The 15,368-nt window shown below is 69.8% G+C and carries 12 protein-coding genes; 11 read left to right on the forward strand and 1 reads right to left on the reverse strand.

From position 1 onward, the window contains the following. Window positions 1-58: 58 nt before the first annotated feature. From infB to RUR_RS08340, 6 genes are all read left to right on the forward strand, one after another. On the forward strand, window positions 59-3,172 hold the full coding sequence (gene infB / locus RUR_RS08315) for a translation initiation factor IF-2 (RefSeq protein ID WP_283134335.1): 3,114 nt from the start codon (window positions 59-61) through the stop codon (window positions 3,170-3,172). Window positions 3,173-3,256: 84 nt separating this feature from the next. Further along, on the forward strand, window positions 3,257-3,550 hold the full coding sequence (locus tag RUR_RS08320) for a DUF503 domain-containing protein (RefSeq protein WP_283134336.1): 294 nt from the start codon (window positions 3,257-3,259) through the stop codon (window positions 3,548-3,550). 69 nt (window positions 3,551-3,619) lie between these two features. After that, window positions 3,620-4,084, forward strand: coding sequence for a 30S ribosome-binding factor RbfA (gene rbfA, locus RUR_RS08325; protein ID WP_283134337.1), 465 nt, complete (start codon window positions 3,620-3,622; stop codon window positions 4,082-4,084). Beyond that, window positions 4,081-5,064 (forward strand): DHH family phosphoesterase, encoded by a 984-nt coding sequence (locus RUR_RS08330; RefSeq protein ID WP_283134338.1) that lies wholly within the window; start codon window positions 4,081-4,083, stop codon window positions 5,062-5,064. The genes rbfA and RUR_RS08330 overlap by 4 nt, the downstream gene beginning before the upstream one ends. Further along, entirely contained in the window at window positions 5,061-5,936 is an 876-nt protein-coding gene (gene truB, locus RUR_RS08335; RefSeq protein WP_283134339.1) for a tRNA pseudouridine(55) synthase TruB, read from the forward strand. Before RUR_RS08330 ends, truB begins: the two co-directional genes overlap by 4 nt. Window positions 5,937-6,019: 83 nt before the next feature. After that, the gene (locus RUR_RS08340; protein ID WP_283134340.1) at window positions 6,020-6,973 is read left to right on the forward strand and encodes a bifunctional riboflavin kinase/FAD synthetase; all 954 of its coding nucleotides are present in this window, start codon (window positions 6,020-6,022) and stop codon (window positions 6,971-6,973) included. On the opposite strand, the gene RUR_RS08345 is transcribed toward RUR_RS08340, so the two are convergent. Continuing rightward, a complete protein-coding gene (locus tag RUR_RS08345; RefSeq protein WP_283134341.1) occupies window positions 6,970-7,962 on the reverse strand; it encodes a helix-turn-helix domain-containing protein in 993 nt (330 codons plus the stop codon). The two genes, RUR_RS08340 and RUR_RS08345, sit on opposite strands and share 4 nt — an antisense overlap. 602 nt (window positions 7,963-8,564) lie before the next feature. On the opposite strand from RUR_RS08345, the gene rpsO reads away from it, so the two are divergent. The 5 genes from rpsO (at window position 8,565) to dapB (ending at window position 14,835) form a co-directional block, all read left to right on the forward strand. Further along, window positions 8,565-8,834: a 30S ribosomal protein S15 gene (gene rpsO, locus RUR_RS08350; protein ID WP_283134342.1), complete on the forward strand. Its 270-nt coding sequence runs from the start codon at window positions 8,565-8,567 to the stop codon at window positions 8,832-8,834. Window positions 8,835-9,114: 280 nt separating this feature from the next. Continuing rightward, window positions 9,115-11,433 (forward strand): polyribonucleotide nucleotidyltransferase, encoded by a 2,319-nt coding sequence (locus RUR_RS08355; protein WP_283134343.1) that lies wholly within the window; start codon window positions 9,115-9,117, stop codon window positions 11,431-11,433. Then, window positions 11,430-12,746: a M16 family metallopeptidase gene (locus RUR_RS08360; RefSeq protein WP_283134344.1), complete on the forward strand. Its 1,317-nt coding sequence runs from the start codon at window positions 11,430-11,432 to the stop codon at window positions 12,744-12,746. Before RUR_RS08355 ends, RUR_RS08360 begins: the two co-directional genes overlap by 4 nt. Before the next feature lie 231 nt (window positions 12,747-12,977). Then, complete coding sequence (locus RUR_RS08365) at window positions 12,978-14,000, forward strand: fatty acid desaturase family protein (RefSeq protein ID WP_283134345.1); 1,023 nt, start codon at window positions 12,978-12,980, stop codon at window positions 13,998-14,000. Window positions 14,001-14,097: 97 nt separating this feature from the next. After that, a complete protein-coding gene (gene dapB / locus RUR_RS08370) occupies window positions 14,098-14,835 on the forward strand; it encodes a 4-hydroxy-tetrahydrodipicolinate reductase (protein WP_283134346.1) in 738 nt (245 codons plus the stop codon). Window positions 14,836-15,368 lie beyond the last annotated feature (533 nt).

The raw sequence follows: 15,368 nt of genomic DNA on the forward strand, positions 1-15,368 counted from the left end.
TACGTCTAGTTAGCGACGGTCCGGTAGGCACTGCCCCCGGGCCGAGGTAGGGAGTGCAGTGGCGAAGGTCCGGGTCTACGAACTCGCCAAAGAGTTCGGTGTCGAGAGCAAGGCCGTGATGGCCAAGCTCCAGGAAATGGGCGAGTTCGTGCGATCGGCGTCCTCAACGATCGAGGCGCCGGTTGTCCGCAAGCTCAAGGAGGCGTTCTCCGGCCCCTCCGGCCCCAAGAGCGCAGGAGACAGACAGAAGACGCCGCCGAGGGCGGCGAGGCCCGCGGAGAGCGCGGCCCCCAAGGCGCCCGCGCCGCCCGCGCGCGGACCTGTACCGGGGCCGGTCCCGGGCCCGCGGCCCGGCCCGCGTCCCACCCCGGCGGGAGTGGCGAACCGTCCTCCGGTTCCCATGCCCCCGACCCCGCAGCCCCCGCCGCAGGCGCAGTCCACGGCACCGCCTCCGCCGGTCGCACCCGCGCCTCAGTCGCCGGTGCATCCGCGGTCCGACGGTCCGCGTCCCAGCGCCCCGCGTCCGGGTCCCCGGCCCGCGCCCCAGCAGGGCCGTCCCGGCCCCGCGTCCGGGCGTCCGGGTCCCGGTGGCGGCAGGCAGCAGGGTGCCCCGGGCACGTCGGGTGGTCCCGGTGCGCCTAAGCCGGGTCCGCGTCCGGGCCCCCGTGGTCCGCGACCCGGGAACAACCCGTTCTCCTCGAACGCCAGCGGGATGGGCGTGGCCCGTCCGGCCCGCGGCGGACGCGACGACCGGCCGCCGCGCGACGACCGTCCCCGTGACGATCGGCCGCGCGAGGACCGGCCGCCGAGGGACGGCGCGGACCGCGGTCCGCGCCGCGACGGCCCGCCGCGCGACTCCGGGATGCCGAGACCCGCGTCCGCGCGGGGTACCGGTCCCGGTGCGGGCGGCCCGCGTCCGAGCCCGTCGAGCATGCCGCGTCCGGGTGGTCCGCGTCCCAACCCGATGATGATGCCCTCGCGTCCCGCCGGCCCCGGTGGGGGTGGCGGCGCCGGTCGTCCCGGCGGTGGCGGCGGTGGCCGTCCCGGCGGTGGCGGTGGCGGCGGCGGTCGTCCCGGTGGCGGTCGTCCCGGTGGTGGCGGCGGCTTCGCCGGTCGTCCCGGTGGCGGCGGCGGTGGCGGTACCCGTACCGGCACCGGCGGTCCCGGTGGTGGTGGCGGCGGTGGCTTCGCCGGCGGCGGTGGCCGTCCCGGTGCGGGCGGCGGCCCCGGCGGCCGTGGCCGCGGTGGTACGGCCGGTGCCTTCGGCCGTCCCGGCGGGCGTCCCACGCGGGGACGCAAGTCCAAGAAGCAGCGTCGTCAAGAGTTCGACAACATGCAGGCCCCGGCGATCGGCGGCGTGCAGGTCCGGCGCGGCAACGGCGAGACCGTACGGCTGCCGCAGGGCGCGTCGCTGTTCGATTTCGCCGAGAAGATCGGCGCGAACCCCGCGTCCCTCGTGCAGATCATGCTGCACCTGGGCGAGATGGTCACCGCGACCCAGTCGGTCAACGTGGAGACCCTGCAGTTGCTCGGTGCCGAGCTGGACTACAACGTCCAGGTCGTCAGCCCCGAGGACGAGGACCGCGAGCTGCTGGAGTCGTTCGACATCGAGTACGGCGAGGACGAGGGCGACGAGGCCGACCTGGTCTCGCGGCCGCCGGTCGTGACCGTCATGGGTCACGTCGACCACGGTAAGACCAAGCTCCTCGACGCGATCCGCAACTCCAACGTCGCCTCGGGCGAGGCCGGGGGCATCACCCAGCACATCGGTGCCTACCAGGTCTCGACGGTGGTCGACAGCGAGGACCGGAAGATCACCTTCATCGACACCCCGGGTCACGAGGCGTTCACCGCCATGCGTGCGCGTGGTGCCGACACCACCGACCTGGTGGTGCTGGTGGTCGCGGCGGACGACGGCGTGAAGCCGCAGACGACCGAGGCGATCGATCACGCGACCGCGGCGGGCGTGCCCATCGTGGTGGCGGTCAACAAGATCGACAAGGAGGGCGCGGACCCGCAGAAGGTACGGGCGCAGCTCACCGAGTACGGCCTGATCGCCGAGGAGTACGGCGGCACCACCCAGTTCGTGGACGTGTCGGCGAAGCAGAACATCGGTCTGGACACGCTGCTCGAAGCGATCGTGCTGACCGCGGACGCCCAGCTCGACCTGCGGGCCAACGCGGCCATGGACGCCCAGGGCGTGGCCATCGAGGCACACCTGGACCGCGGCCGCGGTTCGGTGGCGACGGTTCTGGTCCAGCGGGGCACCCTGCGGGTCGGCGACTCGATCGTGTGCGGCCAGGCCTACGGCCGGGTCCGCGCGATGCTCGACGACAACGGCGAGTCGGTTCCCGAGGCGGGTCCGTCGCGTCCGGTGCAGGTGCTCGGTCTCACCGCGGTGCCGAGTGCGGGTGACAACTTCCTGGTCGTCGAGGACGACCGGGTGGCGCGTCAGATCGCCGACCGCCGCCAGGCGCGGATCCGCAACGCCGAGCAGCTCAAGAAGCGCGTCCGCCGTACCCTTGAGGACCTGATCAAGGACATGGAGAAGGGCACGGTCGAAGACCTCGTGCTCATCATCAAGGGTGACGTCTCCGGTTCGGTCGAGGCCCTTGAGGACGCGCTCGTCAAGATCGACGTCGGCGACGAGGTCGGTCTCCGGGTCATCCGCCGCGGTGTCGGCGCGATCACCCAGGACGACGTCAACCTGGCGATCGCCTCGGACGCGGTCATCCTCGGCTTCAACGTGCGGCCTGAGCTCAAGACCGCGCAGATGGCCGAGCGCGAGGGCGTCGACATCCGGTACTACTCGATCATCTACCAGGCGATCGAGGAGATCGAGGCGGCGCTCAAGGGCATGCTCAAGCCCGAGTTCGAGGAGGTCCAGCTCGGTACCGCCGAAGTCCGCGAGGTCTTCAAGGTGCCGAGGATCGGCAACATCGCCGGTGCGCTGGTCCGGTCGGGCACGATCACCCGGAACAGCAAGGCCAGGCTCATCCGCGACGGCGTGGTCATCTCCGACAACCTCTCCGTCTCGTCGCTCCGCAGGTTCAAGGACGACGCGACCGAGGTCCGCGAGGGCTTCGAGTGCGGTATCGGTGTCGGCTACAACGACATCAAGCTCAACGACGTCATCGAGACGTTCGAGATGCGGGAGAAGCCGCGCGACTAGGGATCGACCTGGTTCGCCGCGCGGTCGGGTGCGGTACGGGCGTCAGCCGTACCGCACCCGACCGCCGCGAGGCGTGACAAAACTATGTATATAGGTGCATTGACTCTGGACATCCTGCTGGGCGACGTACACTCGCTCAAGCAGAAGCGGTCTGTCGTACGGCCCCTCATCGCCGAGGTGCGGCGGCGCTATCCGGCCGTCGCCGTCGGCGAGACGGGTCACCTGGACCTGCACCGGCGGACCGAGATCGGGATCGCGGTGGTCTCCGCCGAAGCGGGAAACTGCTCCGAAGTACTCGACGGATGTGAGCGACTGGTCGCCGGTCGCCCCGAGATCGAGCTGTTGTCCGCCCGGCGGCAACTCTTCAACGAGGAATAGCGAAAGCATGCGCGCGGCCGCTCGGTCGTGCGCGACATGAGGGAATCGGGCGAGTAGGAGAGCACGGAGATGGACGCGGCGCGTGCGCGCAAGCTTTCGGATCGAATTCATCAGATTGTGGCGGAGATGCTGGAGCGCCGGATCAAGGATCCCCGGCTGGGCTTCGTCACGGTGACGGACGCCAAGCTCACCGGCGACCTTCGGGACGCCACGGTCTTCTACACGGTGATGGGCTCGGAGGCCGAGCGCGCCGACACCGCGGCCGCGCTGGAGAGCGCCAAGGGGATCATCCGCTCCGAGGTCGGCAGGCGGACGGGGCTGCGCCACACCCCGACGCTGGCCTTCCAGCACGACCCGCTCCCGGACAGCGCCCGCCACATGGACGACCTGTTCGCGCAGGCCCAGGCGCGGGACGCCGAGATCGCCAAGCGGGCCGAGGGCGCCGAGCACGCCGGCGACCCCGACCCCTACCGGGCGGAGCCGGACCTCGACGACGTCGAGCAGGACGACAGGGCCGGTCGATCCGCGACGTGACGGTCTTGGAATCCGACTGGTCCGCCGCGGTCGCCGCCCTCGGCGGTGCCCGGCAGGTCGCCCTCGCCTGCCACGTCGCGCCGGACGGGGACGCGCTCGGCTCCACGCTCGCCTTCGCGCTGGCGCTGCGGCGGGCGGGTACGCCCTGCGTCGCCTCCTTCGGAGACAAGCCTTTCGCGGTGCCCAGGCTGCTGCGTTTCCTCCCCGGGCAGCAGATGCTGGTGCCTCCCGACGCCTTCCCCGCGGAACCGCAGGTCATGGTGGCCTTCGACACCGGGAACGTGGAACGGCTGGGCCTGCTCGCCCCCAACGCGGCCCGGGCCGAGACCTTGATCGTCATCGATCACCACCTGTCCGGCACCGGCTTCGGGGACGTCCGGCTCGTCGACACCTCCGCCGCGGCGACCGCGGTCCTGGTGACCGAGTTGCTGGACCGGATGGGCGAGGAGATCACCCGGGACATCGCGGCCTGCCTGTACACGGGGCTGGTGACCGACACCGGCTCCTTCCGCTACTCCGCCACCACGCCCGCGGTGCACGCCCTCGCCGGCCGGCTTCTGGAGACCGGGATCTCGACCGACGAGATCGCCCGCGAGCTCTGGGACCGGGCCAGGTTCGGGTACCTGCACGCGCTGGGTGAGACGCTCCGCCGGGCCGTACTGGAGCCGGGGATCGTCTGGACCTATGTCACCAGGGCGGATCGCGCCGCCTACGGCCTGGCCTACGACGAGATCGAAGGGATCATCGACGTGGTCCGCCGGATCGACGAGGCCGACGTCGCGGTGGTGCTCAAAGAGGACGACGAAGGGGCTTGGCAGGTGTCGACACGTTCCAAGGGGGAGTCGGACGTCGGGAGGGTCTGCGCCGCGCTCGGCGGAGGCGGGCACGCCTTCGCGGCCGGCTTCACCTCGCACCTGGCGGTCGAGGAGACGATGGCCGCCTTCCGGGCGCTCCTGGCCGAACTCGGGGGCCGTCCGTGAGCGCGGTCAGCGGGCTGGTCGTGGTGGACAAGCCCGCGGGCTGGACTTCCCACGACGTGGTGGCCAAGATGCGCCGGATCGCGGGCACCCGCAAGGTGGGGCACGCGGGCACCCTGGACCCGATGGCCACCGGGGTCCTGGTGATCGGGGTCGAGAAGGCCACCCGCCTGCTCGGCCATCTCGCGCTGACCAGGAAGGCATACGAGGGGACGATCCGGCTCGGCCGTACCACCTCGACCGACGACGCGGAAGGCGAGACGCTCGCCGAGGTGAGCGCGGCGGGGGTCGTCCCGGAGGCGATCGAGGCCGGGGTGGCCGCGCTGACCGGGGAGATCCTGCAGGTGCCGCCGCAGATCAGCGCGATCAAGGTGGAGGGCAGGCGGGCCTACAGCCGCGCTCGGGCCGGTGAGGCCGTGGCGCTCGCCGCGCGGCCGGTGACCGTGTACTCGATGCGGGTACGGGAGATCCGGACCCTGGGGGACCTGGTCGACGTCGACGTCGAGGTGGAGTGCTCCAGCGGCACCTACATCCGGTCGCTCGCCCGGGACCTGGGGGAGTCGCTCGGGGTGGGCGGTCACCTGACCCGTCTGCGCCGGACCCGCGTGGGGCCGTACGATCTGGGGCTGGCCAGGACCGTGGAGCAGCTCGCCGAGTCCTGCGAGATCCTGCCGATCGCCGACGCCGTCGCGGCGGCGTTCCCCCGCCGTGACGTGACCGAGGAGCAGGCCCGTTCCGTCGCGCACGGGGGGCGGCTGCCCTCGACGGGCGCCGGCCCCGGGCCGATCGGGGTGTTCGCGCCCGACGGCACGTTGCTCGCGCTGGTCGAGGAGGCCGGGCCGGTGGCCAAGTCGCTCGCGGTCTTCGTCCCCTGAGCCGGCGGCGATCCGATGTCGAGGCGCCGGGGCGGGCATGGGACGCTTGTCTGGCCGCAGACCGGCCAATGGAAGGGGCGAAGGTGCGAGGCTGGCACGGATTGGACGATGTCCCCGAGCGGTGGGGCAGGTCCATCGTCACGATCGGTGTGTTCGACGGGGTCCATCGGGGCCATCAGCGGGTGCTGGGACGGGCGGTGGACCTCGCCCGGGAGAACGGCAGGCCGGCCGTCGTGGTCACGTTCGACCCGCACCCCGACGAGGTGCTCCAGCCGGGTACCCGGGTCTCACAGCTGACCAGCCCGGCCTATCGCAACGAGCTTCTCGCCGGCCTCGGGGTGGACGCGGTCTGCGTGCTCCCGTTCACCGCCGGCCTCTCCCGGCTCGGGCCGGAGGAGTTCACGCAGTCCGTCTTGGTGGACCGGCTGCACGCGGCGGGGGTGATCGTGGGGGAGGGCTTCCGGTTCGGCCACAAGGCGTCGGGAACCGTCGAGACGCTGCGGATGCTGGGGGAGAAGCACGACTTCGAGGTGGAGGCGGTTCCGCTGCTCTCCGTCGATCGGACCGTGACCTCCAGCCGCATCCGGGAGTGCGTCGCCGCCGGGAAGGTCGAGGAGGCGACGCTCGCCCTCGGCCGTCCACATCGGGTCGAAGGCGTGGTCGTCCGGGGTCATCGACGCGGCCGGGCGCTGGGTTTCCCCACGGCCAACGTGGAGTCGCCGAGGTACACCGCGATCCCCGCCGACGGAGTTTATGCCGGCTGGCTCCGGTCCATCCCGGTCGGGGAGATCGCGCCCGCCTACGACGGGGAGCGCTGGCCCGCCGCCATCTCCATCGGGACGAACCCGACGTTCGCCGGGGTTCAGCGCACGGTCGAGGCCTACGCCCTCGACCGCGACGACCTTGAGCTCTACGGGGTGCACGTGGCGGTGGACTTCGGGGCGCGTCTGCGCGACACGCTGAAGTTCGACTCGATCGAGGCGCTGATCGAGCAGATGCACCGCGACGTGGAACAGGCCAGGGACCTGACGGGTTAGCCCGTCTTCTCTGGATCCAGGAAGAAGATCTGTCCGAATCTGTTCTGATAGCAGTACACCTGTCGGATCGCGGCCCACGGTTTGAGGGAGTTGCCGGTCAAGCCGACGCACAGTCCGCTGTGCAGGGCCTTGATCCGGAACCCGCCGGGTTTCTCCAGCGCGGGTACCAGCTCGAACCGCTCGCCGGCCCCGGTCTTCGCGCAGAAGTCGTCGGCGACGGTCGCGCCGATGAACGCACTCGACTCCTTCACCCCCATACAGCCCGGACCGAAGTCCGGGTGGTCCGTGGTGATCTGGTACTCGTCGCCCAGCCGGACCAGGGATCTCGTCGGCATCGCCTGGTCGCACGGGCCCTGCCAGAGCTCACCGGTCTCCAGCGTGGGCTTCTCGGTGAGGCAGAGGCCGGAGAGCGCGATCCGGAAGCGGTACGTACCGCTGGGCGGTAGCCCCTGTGCGGGGGAGGGGGACGCCGACGGCGAGGGTGAAGGGCTCGAAGCGCCGGAAGCGGAGGTCGTACCGCCCGTGTTGGAGACCACCACGATGGTGATCAGTACGACGGCGAGGGTGAATCCGGCGGACAGCAGGTACAGGCGGGGGTGGCGGGCCGGGTACCACGCGGGCCGCGTGGCCGGCTCCGGGACCGCCTCCGCCGGGGGAGCGTCGGCGTTCTCGTCCGCCGGCCCGGCGTCGGGGCTCGGCACGGGGGCGGTGAGAAGGTCCCGCCTGATCTCCAGCCAGGCGTCCACCCGTACCGTGGGTTCCCCGCACGCCCGGAGGAACGCGGAGACCAGCTCGGCGCGGGGGAGGGTGTCCCGGGTGAGCATGGTGGCGAGTGTGCTGGCGGGCAGGGAGTCGCCGTTCTCCGCGGCGCGGCGCTGGATGGTGCGGTAGGTGAGACCCGATCGGTCACGGAACAGGCGCAGCAGGGCGACGTACTCGGCGGGTGTTTGAGCGTGGGATGGGTCCGGGTCAGAGGCCACGTTGGTCATCCGTCTCCTAGGGCCGGGACGCTGCGGCTTGCGCGCCTGCGACGCCGCCGGCCGATCAAAGGTGGCGCTGGTCAATCAGGAGATGAAATATGCAGAAATATTGACTTATGGGTAGTTCGTAGTTGTTCGTAGTTGTACGGAGTTGTTCGAAATACTTATCAACTCTGGTCGGCATCGCGCAGGATGATGGTGACACCCGGGGTGAGCAAGAGGTGTCAGAGGGCGCGCGTCGATGCCCGGTACAGTCCACGCGAACATGATCACATAGGTGAACCCTAAGACGGCGGGGGTGTTCACCTCATGTCTCGCAACCGGGCATCGACGCGCCGATCCCCTCCCGATCGGCCGGCCCGGCCCGTACCGGCGCTTTCGGCCCGCCATCCCGTACGGCCGCAGGCGGCGCGCGGAGTCTCCCGTGGTGGAATGTCCCATGGCGGACACGTGGGGATGGGGCGCTCGCCCACAGTGGTAGCCTTACATGTCGGCCTTGTATCGGCGGCATATCGTGCCGCCTGCCGGACGGCACGGCGACTGTAGGCACGCATGGTCGTTCGTGCAAATGACCACATTCACGCGTGTCCTTAGAAAAGTTGAGGAGAGCAGTGTCGCTCGACGCCGCCGCCAAGAAGGAAATCATCACCGCGTACGGCACCGGTGATGGCGACACCGGGTCGCCGGAGGTTCAGGTCGCTCTGCTGAGCAGGCGCATCAGTGAACTCACCGAGCACCTGAAGAGCCACAAGCACGACCACCACAGCCGCCGTGGTCTTCTTCTGCTTGTCGGCCGCCGCCGCCGGCTGCTGAAGTACCTGCAGAACAAGGATATCGCGCGGTATCGCTCGCTGATCGAGCGGCTGGGTCTGCGCCGATAGTTCGACGGGGGAGCGGCTCGGTGCCGCTCCCTTCTTATTACCGGGCCACGGCGCGTCATGATCGTTGCGACGCGAAGTTGCCCGCAAACTGAATAGACCGAGAAAGTGCCCCGCGTCCGCACTGCAGCGCACCCGCTGCGTCGGAGTGGCCGGTCCTCGGTAGTGGCTTCCGGTAGACCGCATGACAACCGGGCGCTTCGATCGAAGACCGGCGCTGCACCTGACGAGGAGCTCTGGAGCGAGCAGAGACGCGGGCGACCTTGATTGAAGGAGGTCCCCCGTGGAGGGTGTCCACACAACGGAAGCCGTTCTCGACAACGGCGTATTCGGCACGCGTACCATCCGCTTCGAGACCGGCAGATTCGCCCGGCAGGCGGCCGGCTCGGCCGTCGTCTGTCTCGACGAGGAGACGATGGTGCTGTCGGCCACGACGGCGTCCAAGAACCCCAAGGAAAGCCTCGACTTCTTCCCGCTGACGGTGGACGTCGAGGAGCGGATGTACGCCGCGGGCCGTATCCCCGGCTCGTTCTTCCGCCGGGAGGGTCGTCCGTCCGAGGACGCGATCCTCACCTGCCGCCTCATCGACCGCCCGCTCCGCCCGAGCTTCGTCAAGGGGCTCCGGAACGAGATCCAGGTCGTGGCGACGGTGCTCGCGCTCAACCCCGACCACCTCTACGACGTCGTCGCGATCAACGCGGCGAGCCTGTCCACCCAGCTCGCCGGGCTGCCCTTCTCCGGGCCGATCGGCGGGGTGCGGGTGGCGCTGATCGACGCCCAGTGGGTGGCGTTCCCGACCCATCCCGAGCTGGAGCGGGCGACCTTCGACATGGTCGTCGCCGGCCGGGTGCTCCCGGACGGCGATGTCGCGATCATGATGGTCGAGGCCGAGTCCACCAAGGACACCCTGCGCCTGGTCGCCGAGGGTGCGGTCGCCCCCACCGAGGAGACGATCGCGCAGGGCCTGGACGCGGCGAAGCCGTTCATCAAGGTGCTGTGCGAGGCGCAGTCCCGGGTCGCCCAGGTGGCGGCGAAGGAGACGGCCGAGTATCCGATCTTCGTCGACTATCAGCAGGACGCGTACGACGCGGTCTCCGCGGCCGTCGGCTCCGACCTCGCCCGCGTCCTCACCATCGCCGGCAAGCAGGAGCGCGAGACCGAGCTCGACCGGGTGAAGGCGCTCGCCGCCGAGAAGCTGCTCGCCGACTTCGAGGGCCGGGAGAAGGAGATCGCCGCCGCCTACCGGGCGATCACCAAGAAGCTGGTCCGGGAGCGCATCCTCACCGAGGGCGTCCGGATGGACGGCCGGGGCACCAAGGACATCCGGCAGCTCGGCGCCGAGGTCCACCTGATCCCGCGGGTGCACGGCTCCGCCCTGTTCGAGCGCGGCGAGACCCAGATCCTGGGCGTGACCACGCTGAACATGCTCCGGATGGAGCAGATGATCGACACGCTCAACCCCGAGCGCACCAAGCGCTACATGCACAACTACAACTTCCCGCCGTACTCCACCGGTGAGACCGGCCGGGTGGGCTCGCCCAAGCGCCGCGAGATCGGCCACGGCGCCCTGGCCGAGCGGGCGCTGCTGCCCGTCCTGCCGACCCGCGAGGAGTTCCCGTACGCGATCCGCCAGGTCTCGGAGGCGCTCAGCTCCAACGGCTCGACGTCGATGGGTTCGGTCTGCGCCTCGACGATGTCCCTGCTGGACGCCGGCGTCCCGCTCAAGGACATGGTCGCCGGTATCGCGATGGGCCTGATCGGCGAGGGCGACCAGTACGTCACGCTCACCGACATCCTCGGAGCCGAGGACGCCTTCGGCGACATGGACTTCAAGGTGGCCGGCACCCGGGACGTGATCACCGCGCTCCAGCTCGACACCAAGCTCGACGGCATCCCCGCCTCGGTCCTGGCCGCCGCGCTGAAGCAGGCGCGCGGCGCCCGCCTGGCGATCCTGGACGTGATGCAGGAGGCGATCGACACTCCGGCGGAGATGAACCCGACCGCGCCGCGCATCATCACGATCAAGGTCCCGGTCGACAAGATCGGCGAGGTCATCGGACCCAAGGGCAAGATGATCAACCAGATCCAGGACGACACCGGCGCCGAGATCACCATCGAGGACGACGGCACCATCTACATCGGTGCCACCGACGGCCCGTCCGCCGAGGCCGCCCGGTCCGCCATCAACGCGATCGCCAACCCGCACATGCCGGAGGTCGGCGAGCGCTACCTGGGCACGGTCGTGAAGATCGCCGCATTCGGCGCCTTCGTGTCGCTCCTCCCCGGCAAGGACGGGCTCCTGCACGTCTCGCAGATCCGCAAGCTGCACGGCGGCAAGCGGATCGAGAACGTCGAGGACGTCATGTCGGTCGGGGAGAAGGTGCAGGTCGAGATCGCCGAGATCGACCAGCGGGGCAAGCTCTCCCTGGTTCCGGTGGAAGTCGTCGAGCGGGAGGCCGCCGAGCGCGCCGAGCGGGACACCTCGTCCCCGGAGGCCGGCTCCGCCCGTACCGAACCGTCGGCCGACGAGCCGTCGGCGCCCCCGCGGCGGACCAGGACCCGTACCCGCGGCGGACGCGACGACCGCGACCGCAACTCGTGAGCACAGCCGTTCTGCACCCGGGCGGGGACGGGTCCGGCGTCGTCCGGCGCACCGTCCTCCCCGGTGGGCTCAGAGTGATCACCGAGACCATGCCCACGGTACGGAGCGTCGCCGTCGGCGCCTGGGTGGGCATCGGCTCGCGTGACGAGGCCCCCGAGCACATGGGGGCCACGCACTTCCTGGAGCATCTGCTCTTCAAGGGCACCCCGAAGCGGGACGCGCTGGAGATCTCCGCGGCCGTCGAGGGCATCGGCGGGGAGATCAACGCGTTCACCGGCAAGGAGTACACCTGCTACTACGCACGGGTGCTCGACACCGACCTCCCGCTCGCGATCGACGTCCTCGCCGACGTGGTGACCTCGGCGCTGATCGATCCGGAGGACGTCGTCTCCGAGCGTGAGGTGATCCTCGAAGAGATCGCTATGCACGACGACGAGCCCTCCGACGTCGTCCACGAGCAGTTCTCCGAGGCGCTCTTCGGCGACACGCCGCTGGGGCGCCCGACCCTGGGGACCGTCGAATCGATCAACGACATCTCCCGGGACAGGATCGCCGAGTACTACCGGCGCTACTACACGCCGCCCAAGACCGTCTTCTCGATCGCCGGGAACATCGACCACGATCTGGTGGTCTCGCTGATCGCGGCGGCCTACGACCGGGCGGGCGGGCTCGGCACGCCGGACACGCCGCCCGAGCCGCCGCGGCTGACCGGGGAAGGCGCGCTGCCCAGGCCGGGCGTCCGGGTGTTCTCCCGGGCGACCGAGCAGGCCAACCTGGTCCTCGGCACGATCGGCATCGACCGCAACGACGACCGGCGTTTCGCGCTCGGTGTGCTGAACGCCGCGCTCGGCGGGGGGATGTCCTCGCGGCTCTTCCAGGAGATCCGGGAGAAGCGCGGGCTGGCCTACTCGGCCTACAGCTACACCTCGCAGTACGCGGACACCGGGCAGTTCGGGGTCTACGTCGGCTGTCTCCCGTCCAAGATCGACGATGTCCTGGCGATCTGCCGGGACGAGCTGGGCCGGGTCCTCGCCGACGGGCTCACCGATGAGGAGATCGAGCGGGGTAAGGGGCAGATGCGCGGTGGCCTCGTCCTCGGGTTGGAGGACACCGGGTCCCGGATGTCGCGGATAGGGAAGAGCGAGCTGGTCTACGAGCGGCTGATGTCGGTCGAGGAGATCCTCGAGCGGATCCAGGCCGTGACCCGTGCGGAGATCGAGGGGATCGCCCACGAGGTGCTGACCCGGCCGCGGACCCTCGCGGTGATCGGGCCCTACAAGGACAAGGATTTCTCCGCCGCGATCGCACTCTGACGGAACATCGCATGCCGGCGCTCACCTGCGGTGGGTGCCGGTTTCCTCATCTTTGAGACCTATTCCGGCGCGGCGTAGTAGCCCTTTGGTGGTACCCAGAAATGGCACTTCGGGGGAACGCGGTACGGGCCATTCGATCGTTACCGTCCTCTTGACCGGATTCATTTGCGCAAGGGGGTCCAAAGTGGCTGAGAAGCCGAAATTTCGTGAGTTCTTGGGTTGGTCGGGGTAGTGGCGGCGCAAACGGCCGTCCGGGGGAGCGATTTCGCCCGGCTCTCCCGGCAGGCCGCGGAACTCGGGCTCCTCCGGCGGCGGCCGGTCTACCACGGCGTTCGAGCCGCGCTGGTCGGGGTGCTCCTCCTGGGCGGCTGGACGGCGTTCTTCCTGGTCGGAGACTCCTGGTACCAGCTCGTCGTCGCGGCCTTCCTCGCCCTTGTCTTCGCCCAGGTGGCGTTCCTCGGGCACGACATCGGGCATCGCCAGGTCTTCCGCACCAAGCGCGCGAGCGAGTCGGCCGGATTGTCGGGCAACCTGCTGATCGGTCTGGGCTACGGCTGGTGGATGGACAAGCACACCCGCCACCACGCCAACCCCAACGACGTCGACCACGATCCCGACGTCGCCCCCGGCGCGCTGATCTGGACGGGGGACCAGGCCCGCCCCCGGCGCGGATTCGCCGCGCTGATCTCCCGCTGGCAGGCCCCGCTGTTCTTCCCCATGCTCTTCCTGGAGGGGCTGAACCTCCATGTGGCGAGCGTCCAGTCGCTCTTCCGTGGCGTGGTGCGGCGTCCGCTGGTCGAGGGCGGTGCGCTCCTGGCGCACTTCGCCGGCTATCTCGGTGCGCTCTTCCTCGTGCTCCCGCCGGGCAAGGCCCTGGTGTTCCTCGCGGTCCACAAAGGACTCTGGGGCTTCTACATGGGCTGTGTGTTCGCCCCCAACCACAAGGGGATGCTCATGCCAGGCCCGGACGACAAGCTGGACTTCCTCCGCAAGCAGGTCCTGACCTCGCGCAACGTTCGCGGCGGACCGTTCGTCGACGTCCTCATGGGCGGGCTCAACTACCAGATCGAGCACCACCTGTTCCCCAGCATGCCCACGGGCAACCTCCGCAAGGTCCGTCCCCTGGTCCGGGCCCACTGCGCGAGCCTTGGCATCCCCTACTACGAGTGCGGGCTGTTCCGGTCCTACGCCGAAGCCCTCAGCCACCTCCACGAGGCGGGAGCCCCGCTCCGGGCCGGCGCGGCGAGGTCGTGACGACGTCCGGTACGGGCTGCGCCGCCGTATCGGACGCGGGGCCGGGGCGCCGCGTCGGGCACGGGTCGCGCGGACCGAGACGATAGGCTGGATCGCCGTGATCAGGGTAGGGGTTTTGGGCGCCCGAGGGCGCATGGGTGCGGAAGTGTGCCGAGCCGTCGAGGCGGCGCCGGACATGGAGCTGGTGGCTCAGGTGGACGCGGGCGACGCCCGTGAACCGCTGGCCTCGGCGGACGTGGTGGTCGACTTCACCGAGCCCGGGGTGGTGATGGACAACCTCCAATGGTGCATCGGCAAAGGACTGCACACCGTGGTGGGCACCACCGGATTCGACGCTCGGCGGCTGGAGACCGTGGCCGGCTGGCTCGCCGAGCACCCCGGGGTGAGTTCGCTCATCGCCCCCAACTTCGGAATCGGCGCGGTGCTGATGATGGGATTCGCCCAGAAGGCGGCGCGCTACTTCGACTCAGTGGAGATCATCGAGCTCCACCATCCGAACAAGGTCGACGCCCCTTCAGGGACCGCGACCAGGACCGCGGAGCTCATCGCGCAGGCTCGGCGGGTCGCGGGGGTGGGCACGTCGCCGGACGCCACGACCGCAGAGCTCCCGGGTGCCCGCGGGGCCGACGTCGCCGGGGTACGGGTCCACGCGGTCCGGCTGGCCGGCCTCATCGCCCATCAGGAGGTGCTGCTGGGCGGGCACGGCGAGACCCTGACGATCAGGCACGACTCGATGGACCGGTCGTCGTTCATGCCGGGTGTCCTGCTCGGCGTCAGGCGGGTGACGGAGGTCCCCGGGCTCACCGTCGGCCTGGAGTCCCTGCTCGATCTCTGAGTCACGCCTGTGCGAACCCCCGCGATCCTGCGGGGGTTTGGTGGTGGTTGAGGCGGGGTAGGAATCAAAGGTTGGTCCCGGATTGGGTAACAGTCTGATCGCGAACCCCTCCGGAAGACGCCGATAACGGCCCTGACCTGGGATGTTGGTCATCCGGCAGGGATTTGACGCTTAGGCCGAGGGCGCTTAATGTTCTCTTCGCCAGGGGATGAGCGGAGGCCGGAAGGCCCCCGAAACCCCGGGCGAACCCCAGACAACGAGTCTCCGGCTCATCGGGTTTCCCGGTAGGTCGGTGTTTCTCCACGTGCACGCGAGCAACTTGGTTGATCGACTGGACAACGGGGAAGCGGTTCGGTAAGTTAGAGGGGTTGTCCCTGAAAAGGGGAGACGAAATTCTAGCAGATTTCAGAGTCTGGTGGATTTGACACCGGATCGGGAGAATGTAGAATTAAGTCACAACAGAACGGAAGACGCTCCGGGCGGTCGAGACTCCGGTGGAGACCGAGCGGTGTGCGTGCGTTCCTTGAGAACTC

The sequence above is a fragment of the Rhizohabitans arisaemae genome, from assembly GCF_025996515.1.
Lineage (GTDB): Bacteria > Actinomycetota > Actinomycetes > Streptosporangiales > Streptosporangiaceae > Rhizohabitans > Rhizohabitans arisaemae.

Coding starts and splice junctions, on each gene's coding strand:
- RUR_RS08320 (WP_283134336.1), top strand. CDS start 3,257: ATGTATATAGGTGCATTGACTCTGGACATCCTGCTGGGCGACGTACAC.
- rbfA (WP_283134337.1), top strand. CDS start 3,620: ATGGACGCGGCGCGTGCGCGCAAGCTTTCGGATCGAATTCATCAGATT.
- RUR_RS08345 (WP_283134341.1), bottom strand. CDS start 7,962: ATGACCAACGTGGCCTCTGACCCGGACCCATCCCACGCTCAAACACCC.